Origin of the sequence: Rhizobium sp. Leaf453, assembly GCF_001425605.1 — a bacterium.
Taxonomy (GTDB): Bacteria; Pseudomonadota; Alphaproteobacteria; order Rhizobiales; family Rhizobiaceae; genus Pararhizobium.
The window spans coordinates 198,297-211,121 of record NZ_LMRG01000003.1 but is presented as its reverse complement, the minus strand read 5'-3'; the positions used below and the strand labels follow the sequence as shown (position 1 = coordinate 211,121).

Here is a 12,825-nt window from a genome sequence, read left to right as displayed (position 1 = left end):
TCGCAACCATGCGCAAACTCCTCACCATCCTCAACGCCATCATCCGGGACGAAAAGCCATGGCAAAGCGCTTGACAGCAAAGACAGTCGCTCTCCCCGTTGGAACGGGGAGAAGGGACAAGCGGCCAACTTAGTCGTCCCCTCTCCCCGCGTGCGGGGAGAGGGCTAGGGTGAGGGGCCGCGCTGTCGCCAAACCACAGAACATGGATACCGGCAGTGCCCAGATACCGCCTCATCCTCCTGCGTCACGCAAAGTCCGCATGGCCGGAGAACGTCGCCGATCATGATCGCCCTCTGGCGGAGCGGGGCCGCAAGGCCGCTCCCCTCATCGGCGCCTACATGGCGCGCGAAAAACTGATCCCCGATCTCGCCCTCGTATCACCCGCCCGTGGGGCGCGGGAGACGTGGGATATCGTGCGCAAGGACCTGCCGAAGACGATTACGCACCGCGATGCACCCGGCATCTACGAGGTCCCGGTGGAAGCCATCCTTGAGGTCATTCGCGCCGTCGAGCCGGGTGTTCGCACCCTGCTGCTGGTCGGCCACAATCCCGGCATGGAGGATTTGGCGGCGCTGCTGGCGAAAACCGGCGAGGGGGAGGCTCTTGAGAGGATGGCAGAGAAATTCCCGACGGGCGGTCTTGCGGTGATCGATCTGGCTGTCGAACGGTGGGATGCTATTTCCGCCGGTACCGGTTTCCTCGAGCGGTTCGTCATGCCGCGGTCGATCGGGTAATTCGGAAGACGCTGCTTGCTCCCTCTTCGCCCCAGCGGGGAGAAGTGCCGAACGCAGTGAGGCGATGAGGGGGCGACGGCGTAAGCCGGCGCGAGCGGCACACTCGAATTGTGGCCTTCGGCTCCCTCATCCGCCCTTCGGGCACCTTCTCCCCGGCGGGGAGAAGAGGGAGCAAGCTGTTGAGTTCCCCAAGAGAGCAATTACCCCACAACCCTCACCACCGTCCCCCGCCGCATGAACCGCAGCAGCCGCCTCATCGCCGGCAGGCTCACTGCGACGCAGCCTTCGGTCGGGGTGTAACCGGGTTTGGCGAGGTGGAAGAAGATTGCCGAGCCGCCGAAGCGTTTGCGGGCCATCAGGTTCCAGTCCATCACCAGGCAGACATCATAGAGGCGATCGTCGCGGCGCATCTTTTCGTGGCTGGGCTTGAAGGGGGCGTTGACCGGGCGGTTGTAGAGGGCGTGGCCAGGCGCGTCGCACCAGAGCAGGTTTTTGGGCGTGAAACGCAAGGGCAGGGTGGTCTGGGGCCGGGTGATGCGGTCGCCGCGGATATATCCGCCAACCAAGCGCATCGGCGCGATCGGGGTGGCGCCGTCGCCTTCGCGCTTGCGCGAAGTGGTGCCCGAGCGGCCGATCGCGGCCTGTTCGGTGCGGCCGGCGAAGCTGATCAGGGCTCTGGTCCGGCTTCCTGGCTTCACCCGGACCGTGATGGTTCCTGCCGTTTTCACAGCCCGTTTTTGTTTTACGCGCATTTTACTCACAGTTTTTTGCGTTGCCCGTGATCTGAAAGCTCACCATAGCACTACACAATATGTAACAAACGGGTGAACTGTCGTTTTGCTTGCCGAGTGCTGCGATCGAGCATGTTTCAAACCGGACGCAAGGAGGAATTTCACCCATGTCGGCCCGCACCATTCTTCTCGTTGATGACGATACGGACCTGCGCGAAACGCTGGTGGAGCAGCTTTCGCTCTATGAGGAATTCACCATCCTGCAGGAACCGACTGCCACCAAGGGCATCCAGACGGCCCGCACCCAGCAGGTGGCCCTTCTGGTCATGGATGTCGGCCTGCCGGATATGGACGGCCGCGAGGCGGTGAAGCTGTTGCGCAAGGGCGGCTTCAAGCCACCGATCATCATGCTGACCGGCCATGACACGGACTCGGACACGATCCTCGGGCTGGAAGCCGGCGCCAACGATTATGTCACCAAGCCGTTCCGCTTCGCCGTGCTGCTCGCCCGCATCCGGGCGCAGTTGCGCCAGCACGAGCAGAGCGAGGATGCCACCTTCACCGTCGGTCCCTATACGTTCAAGCCCGGGCAGAAGCTGCTGACGCTGGAAAACGGCCAGAAGATCCGCCTCACCGAAAAGGAAGCGGCGATCATCCGCTACCTCTACCGCGCCGACCAGAAGGTGGTGACCCGCGACGTGCTGCTGGAAGAGGTCTGGGGCTATAATTCCGGCGTGACGACGCATACGCTGGAAACCCATGTCTACCGCCTGCGCCAGAAAATCGAGCGCGACCCTTCCAATGCGGAGATTTTGGTGACAGAGAATGGTGGGTACAAGATCGTACCCTGACGGGCCGTTGTTCTGTTGAACCCCGGCCTTTGCTGAACCCGAGATAGTCCTTTGGCGCTGAACGACGACATTGCCCTTCTGTCCCTCGTGCCGCTGTTTGCCGGCATCGACGAGGACAAGCTGCGGTTGATCGCCTTCGGCGCCGAGCGGCGGCGGCTCAATCGCGGCCAGCAGCTGTTTCGCGAGGGCGCGCCTGCCGATTGCGCCTATGCGGTCGCCAGCGGCTCCTTCACGCTCACCCGCAGCCTCGTCGATGGCAGCACCGAAACGATCGATACGGTCGGGCGCGGCACGCTCCTGTCGGAACTGGCGATGATCTCCTTCGTCGAGCGCAAGTTCACCGCCACGGCCGAGGAAGACAGCGAAGTTATCCGCATCAACCGGCCGCTGTTTCGTCGCATGCTGGAAGAATATCCGGAAGTCGCCGTGATCGTCGAAACCCGCATCCGGGACAATCTGCAGACGATGATCAGCAAGATGCAGAAGCTGGCGCGGAAGTTTCGGTAACGTTTCCTCAGAAGGACGCTGTGTTTCCCGCATCCGGGCGCTGCAGTGCATGCTTTGCTCTTTCCCGCCTCCCGCCGCGTCCCCATCTATCGGGCAACACATCGCCATCATCAGGTAGAACATCATGAAGAAAATCGGTTTCCTGTCCTTCGGACACTGGACCCCATCCTCGCAATCGCAGACCCGTTCAGCGCAGGACACGCTGCTGCAGTCGATCGACCTTGCCGTGGCGGCGGAAGAGCTTGGCGCCGACGGCGCCTATTTCCGCGTCCATCACTTTGCCCGCCAGTTGGCCTCGCCCTTTCCGCTTCTGGCGGCCATCGGCGCCCGGACAAGCAAGATCGAGATCGGCACCGGCGTCATCGACATGCGCTATGAAAATCCGTTCTACATGGCCGAGGATGCCGGCAGCGCCGACCTGATCTCGAAGGGTCGGCTGCAGCTCGGCATCAGCCGCGGTTCGCCGGAGCAGGTCATCGACGGCTGGCGTTATTTCGGCTTCAATCCTCAGGAAGGCGAGACGGATGCCGACATGGGCCGCCAGCATGCCGAGGTCTTCCTGCAGCTTCTGAAGGGCGAGGGCTTTGCCCAGCCGAACCCGCGCCCGATGTTTGCCAATCCGCCAGGCCTCCTGCGGCTTGAGCCGTTCTCGGACGGCCTGCGCGAGCGCATCTGGTGGGGCTCGGCCTCGAATGCGACCGCCCTCTGGGCGGCGAAGCTCGGCATGAACCTGCAAAGCTCGACGCTGAAGCAGGACGAGACGGGTGAGCCCTTCCATGTCCAGCAGGCAGCGCAGATCAGGCTCTATCGCGACGCCTGGAAGGAGGCAGGGCACATGCGCACGCCGCGCGTCTCCGTCTCCCGCTCCATCTTCGCGCTGGTGGACGAACGCGACCGCGCCTATTTCGGCCGCGGCAGCGACAGCGACCAGATCGGCATCATCGACAACATGCGCGCCGTGTTCGGCCGTTCCTATGCGGCCGAGCCGGACAGGCTGATCGAACAGTTGAAGGCCGACGAGGCGATCGCGGAAGCCGATACGCTGCTCCTGACGGTGCCGAACCAACTGGGCGTGGAATACAACGCCCATGTCATCGAGGCGATCCTGAAACACGTCGCGCCGGCGCTTGGCTGGCGGTAAGGGGGCGGTTGTGATGAGGTTCTGATGCGGAATTTTCCGCATCGGTTAACCTTGGAGGTAAGGACGGCTTTCTGCCCGAAGCGGACTGTTCCCACCGCTGCGCAGTGCGTATAGTTTGGTAACGCAACCAACCGGAGATGCCGATGGCCGCCACGCCTGAACAACTGCACTTGGCATTAGCCTACTGCACCGATTTTGCCAAAACGATGCTGGAAAACAGCGGCGAATTTCACCCGTTCGGTGCTATCGTTAACGTAAAGGGGAGTGTCGAGGCTAGAGGCGTGTGGACAGGGGAGGAACATCCAAGCGGGCAGGATGGATATACGATCCTGATTGAAGCCTTGCGTAAAGAATTGTTGGAGGGTCGCGCCATTGCAATCGCCGTGGCAGCCAACGTGAACATTCCGGAGCAATACGCAGCGGCTCATCGTGACGGTTTGCGCGTTACTTTGGAAGCAAACGACTACTGCAGATTTATATACCTGCCATATCGTCTTGAGCGCCGAAGCTTGTTTCATTGGAGGAAAACCGTCGCAATGTCCGAGCCCTTTGCCGTTGAATTGAAGCACTCAGATTAGCGGCGCGCCATGTCTTCCTCTGTCGCAACGCGCCCATCTCCCCTTTCCTCGCTCTTCAGACGACCCGGAAGCGCATAAGACGGCTCTGGGGGTATTGGCCCTCTCACAAATCAAAATGCGCAATCACCGGCACGTGGTCCGACGGCCTGTCCCAGCCTCTTGCTTCCTTCAGGATCTCGACGCGGTTGAGTTGCGGCGACAGGTCGGCTGAGGACCAGATGTGATCTAGGCGGCGGCCCTTGTCGGCCGCTTGCCAGTCCTGCGAGCGGTAGCTCCACCAGGTGTAGAGTTTTTCGGGAGATGGCGTGTGCTGGCGCATCAGGTCGACCCAGGCGCCGCCCTTGAGAACCGCCAGCAGGCCTTCAGTTTCGATGGGCGTGTGGCTGACGATCTTCAGGAGTTGTTTGTGCGACCAGACGTCGTGTTCCAGCGGCGCGATGTTGAGATCGCCAACGAGGATCGATGACATGCCGGCTTCGCTTTCGGCGTGCAGCATCTTCATTTCCTCGATGAAATCGAGCTTGTGGCCGAATTTCTGGTTGATCGTCCGGTCCGGCTCGTCGCCGCCAGCCGGTACATAGAAATTGTGCAGCCGGATGGTCTTGCCCGATTTTTCGAACACGACCGACAGATGGCGGGCGTCACCCACGCCGCAATAGTCGCGCCGGTCCGTCAGTTCGTGCAGTGGGAGGCGGGAGATCGTCGCGACGCCGTGATAGCCTTTTTGGCCATGGATGGCGATATGCTCGTAGCCGAGCGCCTTCAGCGGCGAGAACGGGAAGAGGTCGTTCGCGACCTTGGTTTCCTGCAGGCAGAGAATGTCCGGCGACCAGGTCTTCAGGAGATGTTCGACCAGCGGCATGCGCAGGCGCACCGAATTGATGTTCCAGGTCGCGATCGACAAGGCCATGCGTGTGATACTTTCCTTGGATAGGCTTCGGACGGGCGGAGGCGATCCGCGCAACCGTCATAGGAGCTTTTCGAGGGCTTGGCCATTGGATTGCCGCCGATATTGACAGTCGCGTGCCCTCCTTTCACCTTCGGCCGCGCCGTATTGATCAAGGCTGGAGATTGGCCGCATGATTCGACATCTGGGGCCGCAGGATCTGGCCATATTCCGCGCGATCCGGCTGGAAGCCCTGCGGCGTGAGCCCGCCGCCTTTGCCAGCAGCGCCGAGGACTGGGAATTGCTGCCGGATGACGAGTGGATGCGACGGCTCATCACCAATTATGTCTTCGTCAGCTTTGAAGATCAGATGCCGGTCGGAATCATGGGCCTGATGCGACAGAGCGCCAGCAAGATGGCGCATCGCGCCACGCTGATCATGGTTTATGTGCGCGAGGAGCAACGAGGTCGCGGCCATGCGAAAGCACTGCTCGACGCGCTCGTGCGGCATGCCCGCAGCGTCGGCATAGCACAACTGGAGTTGGCCGCCAGCGCGGAAAATCCAGCGGCCATCCGGTTCTATCGGCGCGAAGGCTTCGCCGAGGTCGGGCGGATACCGGCCGGCATCCGCCATGAAGGGCGCGAGATCGACGAGATCCTGATGGCGCGCCGCATCGACGGCGAGCCGGAATCCGGATGAGCGGGCTTACTTGCCGCGATTGTTGATGTCGTCGTAGGGGATCCGGAAGACCTTGTCGTCCATCGGGATGCCGTTCTTGACGTTGAAGATCATCACCGACGTGTCCTTCTTCTGCGCGTCGGTGATGGTCCACTGGCGCAGGTCGTAGGTCTTCGGGTCGAACATCAGGGTGATCGTCGAATCGCCGAAGACGCTGCGGTCGCCGAGCACGATGGTGATCAGGTCGGCCTCTTCCTTGACGTCGCGCACCATCTTGCCGGTCAGATCGATATTGTCGGAAAGCAAAAGCTTCAGCGGCGTCTTCGACAGCGGATAGATGTCCCAGGTCTTCATTTTCTGGTTGCCGATGACGACCGACTTGCCGTCGGCGATCACGCGCATCGGCGAGGGGGCGTCGTAGTTGAAGCGGATCTTGCCCGGACGGCTGATGAAGAACTTGCCGCCGGTCTGTTCGCCGCGCGGGCCGAACTGCACGAACTCGCCGCTCATGGTCTTCACCGAGGCGAAGTGATCGGCGATCTTCTGGGCAACGGCCGTCTGTGCCTGGACGGGTTCGAGCGGTAGGCCGATGACGGCAAGCGACGTCAGAAACGCGAGACCACTGACAAAGGCGCGGCGCGACAGGGGGGCAACTTTGCTGTCCTGTTCAAGGTGGCCGTTTACGGTGTCTGTCATCGCGATCTCCTTCATTTCCAGTGTGATGTGGAGCGCAAGTGCGGCGCCTTCAAGGCGTGGCTTGCGCACTTCTTTGCGATTATCCCGGTGATTCGGCAATCGCCATCGGGCCGGGCTTGCCGGCGGGTCCCGATATCGCTCCAGTGGGGACCGCTGATGGTCGTCAGCGGTCGTTTTCGGTGGGTACGAGGATTTCCCGTTTGCCGGCATGGTTGGCGGCGCCGATGATGCCTTCCTGCTCCATGCGCTCGATCAGGGAGGCGGCGCGATTGTAACCGATGCCGAGGCGGCGCTGGACATAGGATGTCGAGGCCTTGCCGTCGCGAAGCACGATGGCGACAGCCTGGTCATAGGGATCGTCGGACTCGGACAGGTTCGAGGTGCCGGCCGGACCGCCGCCTTCGCCATCCTCATCGTCTTCTTCGGTGATCGCGTCGAGATATTGCGGCGCGCCCTGGGTCTTCAGGTATTTGACGACTTCCTCGACCTCGGTATCCGAGACGAACGGGCCGTGCACGCGCTGGATGCGGCCACCGCCGGCCATATAGAGCATGTCGCCCATGCCGAGCAGCTGTTCGGCGCCCTGCTCGCCAAGGATAGTGCGGCTGTCGATCTTTGACGTGACCTGGAAGGAGATACGCGTCGGGAAGTTGGCCTTGATCGTGCCGGTGATGACATCGACCGAGGGGCGCTGGGTCGCCATGATGACATGGATGCCGGCGGCACGGGCCATCTGCGCCAGACGCTGCACGGCGCCTTCGATGTCCTTGCCGGCAACCATCATCAGGTCGGCCATTTCGTCGATGATGACGACGATATAGGGGATCGGCTGCAGATCGAATTCTTCGGTCTCGTAGATCGCCTCGCCGGTCTGGCGGTCGAAGCCCGTCTGCACGGTCCGGCTCATCACCTCGCCCTTGGCCAGTGCCTGCTCAACGCGGCTGTTGAAGCCGTCGATATTGCGCACGCCAATCTTCGACATCTTCTTGTAGCGCTCCTCCATCTCGCGGACGGTCCATTTGAGCGCGACGACGGCCTTTTTCGGATCGGTGACAACCGGTGTCAGCAGGTGCGGAATGCCGTCATAGACGGAGAGTTCCAGCATTTTCGGGTCGATCATGATCAGGCGGCACTGTTCCGGCTTCAGCCGGTAGAGGATCGACAGGATCATCGTGTTGATGGCGACCGATTTACCCGAGCCGGTGGTGCCGGCAACCAGCAGGTGCGGCATCTTGGCGATATCGACGATGACGGGTTCGCCGCCGATGGTCTTGCCGAGCGCCATGGCGAGCTTGGTCTTCGAGGTCTCGAAATCGCGCGAGCCGATCAGTTCGCGCAGGTAAACGGTTTCGCGGCGCTGGTTCGGCAGTTCGATGCCGATGGCGTTGCGGCCGGGAACGACGGCGACGCGGGCGGCGATTGCCGACATCGAGCGGGCGATATCGTCGGCAAGGCCGATGACGCGCGACGACTTGATGCCCGGCGCGGGCTCCAGTTCATAAAGCGTGACGACCGGGCCGGGGCGGACATGGATGATCTCGCCCTTGACGCCGAAATCCTCCAGCACACCTTCCAGCATGCGGGCGTTCTGCTCCAGCGCATCGGCAGACAGCGTCGCGTCGCGGGTGACGTTCTTCGGTTCGGCGAGGAAGTGCAGCGGCGGCAGGGTGAAATCGTCGTCGTCGGTGACCAACGACGACTGCGCCTCGCGCTCCATGCGCTGGCCGGTCTTCGGGCGTGGCGCAGCGGGGACGACACGGGCGCTGGAGGCTGGCGCGACCGGAGGCTGCTTGCGCGGTGCCGAGACCGGTGCCCAGTTCGAAGCTGCATCCATATCGTCATCATCGTCGTCACCGGACATGATGCCGGCCGGCAGTCGGTCGGCGTCATGCAGATCGTCGTCTTCATCATCGTCGATGGAAATCGAAGGAGGAGCGACGACACGCCGTTCACTGCGATCCAGCGACGGCTCGACCCGCTCGGAGCGGGAGATCGCCTTCGGGCGCGAGGGTTCGTTCAGCGTGCCGAATTCGTCGGTATTGAAATCATAGGGCTCGTCATAGTGACGCTCGGCCTGCTTGCGGCGGCCGCTGAGGCCGAACAGGCGGCGCATGCGGGCGTGGGCGGTGAAGCGCATATGGGTGATCGCGCCGGCGAGCACCATGAACAGGCCTTCCGATTCATCGTCCTCTGATTCGTCGCTGACGGTGCGGGCCTTGCTGGGTGCCGCCGCAGGCACCGCAATTTCCTCGTCTTCGTCCGGCACGCCGATCAGGCCGGCGCTGTAGATCAGGAAATAGGCAGCCGGCAGCGCGAACAGCACGGCGAGCACCATGCCGAAGGTTCCGGTCGGATAGGCGCCGGTAAAGAGAGCCGGGAAACGCAGGATCATGTCGCCGAAAACGCCGCCAAGGCCATTGGGCAGCGGCCAGGTGACGGGGGCAGGGAGGCAACTCAGCGCGGCGGAGGCGAGAACGGAGCCACCGAACCAGGCGGCGGCGCGCTTGTGGATGCGGCCGAACGGCTTGCTGGAGATCAGCACCAGGCCCCAGGCGACGACGGGCAGAAGGGCCACGACGCTGGCAATGCCGAAGAACTGCATGAAGATGTCGGCGAAGGCAGCACCGGTATATCCGAGAATGTTGGTCGGCGTTTCCGTCGTCGAGTAGGAGAAGCTGGGATCGTTGACGTTCCAGGTCGAGAGTGCGGCGACCGCGAAGCCCAACGCGACGAACAGCGCAAATCCGGCCAGCGAGGCGATCTGTTTCCAGACGAATGTGGAAAGCACAAACCGGTTGGAACGGTTGTCATACACCGCCTGATTGCTTCTGCTCATGGTGACCTGCTGCCTGTTATTCTTCAAATCGCAATGCGCGCATGCTTCGACCGTAAGCTTGGGAGGGTTAAAGTCCTATTAACCTTGACGCTTCGTTTACCGGAAACATGGCGCACCCCCTAGATTTCGGGAGGCAAGAGCGCGGGGCGGACGCTGAAAACAAAAAAAAGCCCGGATACGGAATCCGGGCCAAATGCGGTCTTGCGGGAAGCAAGACTGCGACGGGAAGTGATGCGGAGCCGTTTGTCCGGCTCCGCAAATTTCTTAGGAGTGGTAAGCGGCTTCGCCGTGCGAGGAGAGGTCGAGACCTTCGCGCTCGGCTTCGACCGGGACGCGCAGGCCGACGATCAGGTCGACGATCTTGTAGAGAACAGCCGAGCCGACGCCGCACCAGACGAGGGTGACGAGAACGGCGTAGAGCTGGGTCATGAACTGGCCGCCCATGGTGACGCCATCGGCATAACCGATACCGCCCAGCGAGGACGATGCGAAGATGCCGGTTGCGAGAGCACCGAACAGGCCGCCGATACCATGGACGCCGAAGACGTCAGCGGTGTCGTCATAGCCGAACTTGTTCTTCACCACGGAGACGAAGAAGTAGCACAGCGGCGAAACGATCAGACCCATGATGATCGCGCCCATCGGGCCGGCAATACCGGCGGCAGGCGTGATGGCGACGAGACCGGCGATCATGCCCGAAGCAGCGCCGAGCATCGAGGCCTTGCCGCGGGTGAAGGTTTCAACCAGCGACCAGGAGACGATGGCAGCAGCCGTTGCAATGAAGGTGTTGACGGTTGCGAGCATCGCGCCACCCGAAGCTTCGAGGTTGGAGCCAGCATTGAAGCCGAACCAGCCGACCCAGAGCATGGCCGCGCCGACGAGCGTCAGGGTCATGGAGTGCGGAGCCATCATGTCCTTGCCGAAGCCGGTACGCTTGCCGACCATGATCGCGCCGATCAGACCAGCGACGCCGGCATTGATGTGAACGACCGTGCCGCCCGCGAAGTCGAGAGCGCCCCAGCCGAAGATCAGGCCGTTGGCATCCCAGACCATGTGGGCGATCGGGAAGTAGACGAAGGTTGCCCACAGGACGCAGAACAGGACTGCAGCCGAAAACTTGATGCGCTCTGCAAAGGCACCGACGATCAGGGCAGGGGTGATGGCCGCGAAGGTCATCTGGAACATGATGAAGATCATTTCCGGAATGACGACGCCGTCAGAGAAGGTCGCAGCGGTCGTATCTGGCGTTACGCCGGCCAGGAAGAGCTTGGCGGTGCCGCCCCAGAAGGCTGAGGTCGAGCCGCCGAAGGCGAACGAGTAACCGTAGATGACCCAGGCAAGCATGACGGCCGAACCGGCGACTGTGCACTGCATCAGGACGGAGAGCATGTTCTTGGCGCGAACGAGACCACCGTAGAACAGGCCGAGACCCGGAACCAGCATGAACAGGACAAGGATGGTGCAGACGAACATGAAGGCGGTGTCGCCCTTGTTCGGGACCGGTGCGGCGGCGGCAGCGGCAGCAGCTTCGGTCGCTGCCGGGGCGGCTTCCTGAGCGAAGGCGACAACCGGGGCGAGGACCGCCGCAGCCGTGGCGCCGAGGCGTCCGAGAGAGGTGGAAAGTTTAAATGAGGACATTGTCAAATAGCTCCCTGAACGGCCGTGACTTACAGCGCTTCTGTGTCGGTTTCGCCGGTACGAATGCGCACGGCATGGTCAATCGAATAGACGAAGATCTTGCCGTCACCGATCTGGCCGGTCTTGGCCGACGATGCGATCGCTTCCACGGCCTTGTCGACGATCTCGGAGGCAACGGCGATTTCGATTTTCAGCTTCGGCAGGAAGCTGACGGCATATTCGGTGCCGCGGTAGATTTCCGTATGTCCCTTCTGGCGCCCATAACCCTTCACTTCGGTCACGGTCAGGCCTTGGATGCCAACGGCGGTGAGGGCTTCGCGAACCTCATCGAGCTTGAACGGCTTGATAATGGCCATCACAATTTTCATCTGGTTTCCCATCCTTGTGTTCATCTTCGGCGCGGGGGCCGTCTCTCCTTGCCGCTCAGCACAATTCGCTTACGACCGCGCACTGCTATTCAAGGCGCGTGCCAGTTCGAGAGCGGGTTGTTAAGTCTATGAAAAGACACGGAAATGCCACATTCCGCCAAAAGCCGGGATCGGAATGTTAAAAAATCGTCAATTTAAACGATGAAAAAATAAGCAAAAATAAAAAAGTGATACTTTTTTACTCAGATGCCTTTTTCCGAATCAACCCTTCCTGCGCGACCGAGGCGATCAGGACGCCGGAACGGTCGAACAGGCTGCCACGCGTCATGCCGCGTGCTCCGAAGGCGCTGGGGCTATCCTGGGTATAAAGCACCCAGTCGTCCAGCTTGCAGGGCCGGTGAAACCACATGGAGTGGTCGAGGCTCGCCACCTGCAGGTCGCGGTCGAACACCGACGTCCCGTGCGCATAAAGCGCCGTGTCGAGCAGCGTCATGTCCGAGATATAGGCGAGCACCGCCGCCTGGATGTGGCGCTCGTCGGGAACAGCGCCGGTGGTCTTCACCCAGACGTCCTGCAGCGGCTCAAGCTTGTCGCGCGAGAAATAGTGTTTCAGCGAGACGGGCCGGATTTCGATCGGCCGCGGCCGTTCCCAATAGCGGCGAATGGCTTCCGGCGCATTGACCAGGAATTTCTCCTTGATGTCCTGCTCGCCCATCAGCGTGTCCGGTGGCGCGACCTTGGGCATGGTGATCTGGTGCTCGAAACCGTCCTCGTCGAACTGGAACGAGGCTGACATGGAAAAGATCGCCTTGCCATGCTGGATGGCGACGACGCGGCGGGTGGCAAAGCTCGATCCGTCGCGGATGCGATCGACATCGTAGATGATCGGTACGCTCGGATCGCCCGGACGCATAAAATACGCGTGTAGCGAATGCACATAGCGGCCTTCGCTCACCGTTCGCTGCGCCGCCACCAGAGCTTGCCCGATCACCTGTCCGCCGAAGACGCGCTGCCATCCCACTTGCGGGGAGAGACCCCGAAACAGGTTCTCCTCAAGTTTTTCGACATCAAGCGTCTGCAGGAGCACATCCATTGGGGCGGGCATCGGTGCGGTGGTCTCAGCGGGGCGCGACATTTAGGCAATCTCCTGCGGTCGGACGTTCCAGAGGTAGGAACGGGC

At 61.8% G+C, this 12,825-nt stretch carries 13 protein-coding genes; 6 read left to right on the top strand and 7 right to left on the bottom strand.

What is annotated here, in order from left to right:
• The first annotated feature begins 206 nt into the window (after positions 1 to 206).
• Positions 207 to 734: a SixA phosphatase family protein gene (locus tag ASG68_RS06650; RefSeq protein ID WP_062581496.1), complete on the top strand. Its 528-nt coding sequence runs from the start codon at positions 207 to 209 to the stop codon at positions 732 to 734.
• A gap of 200 nt (positions 735 to 934) precedes the next feature.
• Here the strand turns inward: ASG68_RS06650 and ASG68_RS06645 are convergent, their stop codons facing one another.
• A complete protein-coding gene (locus ASG68_RS06645; RefSeq protein ID WP_062581494.1) occupies positions 935 to 1,486 on the bottom strand; it encodes a L,D-transpeptidase family protein in 552 nt (183 codons plus the stop codon).
• A gap of 146 nt (positions 1,487 to 1,632) precedes the next feature.
• Here ASG68_RS06645 and ASG68_RS06640 point away from each other — a divergent pair, with 146 nt between their 5' ends.
• The 4 genes from ASG68_RS06640 (at position 1,633) to ASG68_RS06625 (ending at position 4,542) form a co-directional block, all read left to right on the top strand.
• The gene (locus ASG68_RS06640) at positions 1,633 to 2,316 is read left to right on the top strand and encodes a response regulator transcription factor (RefSeq protein WP_062581492.1); all 684 of its coding nucleotides are present in this window, start codon (positions 1,633 to 1,635) and stop codon (positions 2,314 to 2,316) included.
• Between the two features lie 51 nt (positions 2,317 to 2,367).
• Positions 2,368 to 2,823, top strand: a complete 456-nt coding sequence (locus ASG68_RS06635; RefSeq protein WP_062581490.1) for a cyclic nucleotide-binding domain-containing protein — start codon at positions 2,368 to 2,370, stop codon at positions 2,821 to 2,823.
• Positions 2,824 to 2,947: 124 nt separating this feature from the next.
• Positions 2,948 to 3,964: an LLM class flavin-dependent oxidoreductase gene (locus ASG68_RS06630; RefSeq protein ID WP_062581488.1), complete on the top strand. Its 1,017-nt coding sequence runs from the start codon at positions 2,948 to 2,950 to the stop codon at positions 3,962 to 3,964.
• A 143-nt stretch (positions 3,965 to 4,107) separates the two neighbouring features.
• Positions 4,108 to 4,542: a hypothetical protein gene (locus tag ASG68_RS06625; RefSeq protein WP_062581486.1), complete on the top strand. Its 435-nt coding sequence runs from the start codon at positions 4,108 to 4,110 to the stop codon at positions 4,540 to 4,542.
• A gap of 103 nt (positions 4,543 to 4,645) precedes the next feature.
• Here the strand turns inward: ASG68_RS06625 and ASG68_RS06620 are convergent, their stop codons facing one another.
• Positions 4,646 to 5,452: an exodeoxyribonuclease III gene (locus ASG68_RS06620; RefSeq protein WP_062581484.1), complete on the bottom strand. Its 807-nt coding sequence runs from the start codon at positions 5,450 to 5,452 to the stop codon at positions 4,646 to 4,648.
• A 169-nt stretch (positions 5,453 to 5,621) separates the two neighbouring features.
• Here ASG68_RS06620 and ASG68_RS06615 point away from each other — a divergent pair, with 169 nt between their 5' ends.
• Positions 5,622 to 6,128, top strand: a complete 507-nt coding sequence (locus tag ASG68_RS06615; RefSeq protein WP_062581482.1) for a GNAT family N-acetyltransferase — start codon at positions 5,622 to 5,624, stop codon at positions 6,126 to 6,128.
• Between the two features lie 6 nt (positions 6,129 to 6,134).
• Here the strand turns inward: ASG68_RS06615 and ASG68_RS06610 are convergent, their stop codons facing one another.
• From ASG68_RS06610 to tesB, 5 genes are all read right to left on the bottom strand, one after another.
• Positions 6,135 to 6,803, bottom strand: coding sequence for an outer membrane lipoprotein carrier protein LolA (locus tag ASG68_RS06610; protein ID WP_062581500.1), 669 nt, complete (start codon positions 6,801 to 6,803; stop codon positions 6,135 to 6,137).
• A 163-nt stretch (positions 6,804 to 6,966) separates the two neighbouring features.
• Positions 6,967 to 9,639, bottom strand: coding sequence for a DNA translocase FtsK (locus tag ASG68_RS06605; protein WP_062581480.1), 2,673 nt, complete (start codon positions 9,637 to 9,639; stop codon positions 6,967 to 6,969).
• Between the two features lie 264 nt (positions 9,640 to 9,903).
• A complete protein-coding gene (locus ASG68_RS06600; protein ID WP_062581478.1) occupies positions 9,904 to 11,277 on the bottom strand; it encodes an ammonium transporter in 1,374 nt (457 codons plus the stop codon).
• Between the two features lie 29 nt (positions 11,278 to 11,306).
• Positions 11,307 to 11,657, bottom strand: a complete 351-nt coding sequence (locus ASG68_RS06595; protein ID WP_062581476.1) for a P-II family nitrogen regulator — start codon at positions 11,655 to 11,657, stop codon at positions 11,307 to 11,309.
• Positions 11,658 to 11,883: 226 nt separating this feature from the next.
• Positions 11,884 to 12,780 (bottom strand): acyl-CoA thioesterase II, encoded by an 897-nt coding sequence (gene tesB / locus ASG68_RS06590; RefSeq protein ID WP_062581474.1) that lies wholly within the window; start codon positions 12,778 to 12,780, stop codon positions 11,884 to 11,886.
• Between the last annotated feature and the right edge of the window lie 45 nt (positions 12,781 to 12,825).

Bases quoted from the DNA above. Each gene is read 5' to 3' on its own strand.
- ASG68_RS06645 (WP_062581494.1), bottom strand. From the start codon at position 1,486: ATGCGCGTAAAACAAAAACGGGCTGTGAAAACGGCAGGAACCATCACG.
- ASG68_RS06640 (WP_062581492.1), top strand. From the start codon at position 1,633: ATGTCGGCCCGCACCATTCTTCTCGTTGATGACGATACGGACCTGCGC.
- ASG68_RS06630 (WP_062581488.1), top strand. From the start codon at position 2,948: ATGAAGAAAATCGGTTTCCTGTCCTTCGGACACTGGACCCCATCCTCG.
- ASG68_RS06625 (WP_062581486.1), top strand. From the start codon at position 4,108: ATGGCCGCCACGCCTGAACAACTGCACTTGGCATTAGCCTACTGCACC.
- ASG68_RS06620 (WP_062581484.1), bottom strand. From the start codon at position 5,452: ATGGCCTTGTCGATCGCGACCTGGAACATCAATTCGGTGCGCCTGCGC.
- ASG68_RS06615 (WP_062581482.1), top strand. From the start codon at position 5,622: ATGATTCGACATCTGGGGCCGCAGGATCTGGCCATATTCCGCGCGATC.
- ASG68_RS06610 (WP_062581500.1), bottom strand. From the start codon at position 6,803: ATGACAGACACCGTAAACGGCCACCTTGAACAGGACAGCAAAGTTGCC.
- ASG68_RS06605 (WP_062581480.1), bottom strand. From the start codon at position 9,639: ATGAGCAGAAGCAATCAGGCGGTGTATGACAACCGTTCCAACCGGTTT.
- ASG68_RS06600 (WP_062581478.1), bottom strand. From the start codon at position 11,277: ATGTCCTCATTTAAACTTTCCACCTCTCTCGGACGCCTCGGCGCCACG.
- ASG68_RS06595 (WP_062581476.1), bottom strand. From the start codon at position 11,657: ATGGGAAACCAGATGAAAATTGTGATGGCCATTATCAAGCCGTTCAAG.
- tesB (WP_062581474.1), bottom strand. From the start codon at position 12,780: ATGTCGCGCCCCGCTGAGACCACCGCACCGATGCCCGCCCCAATGGAT.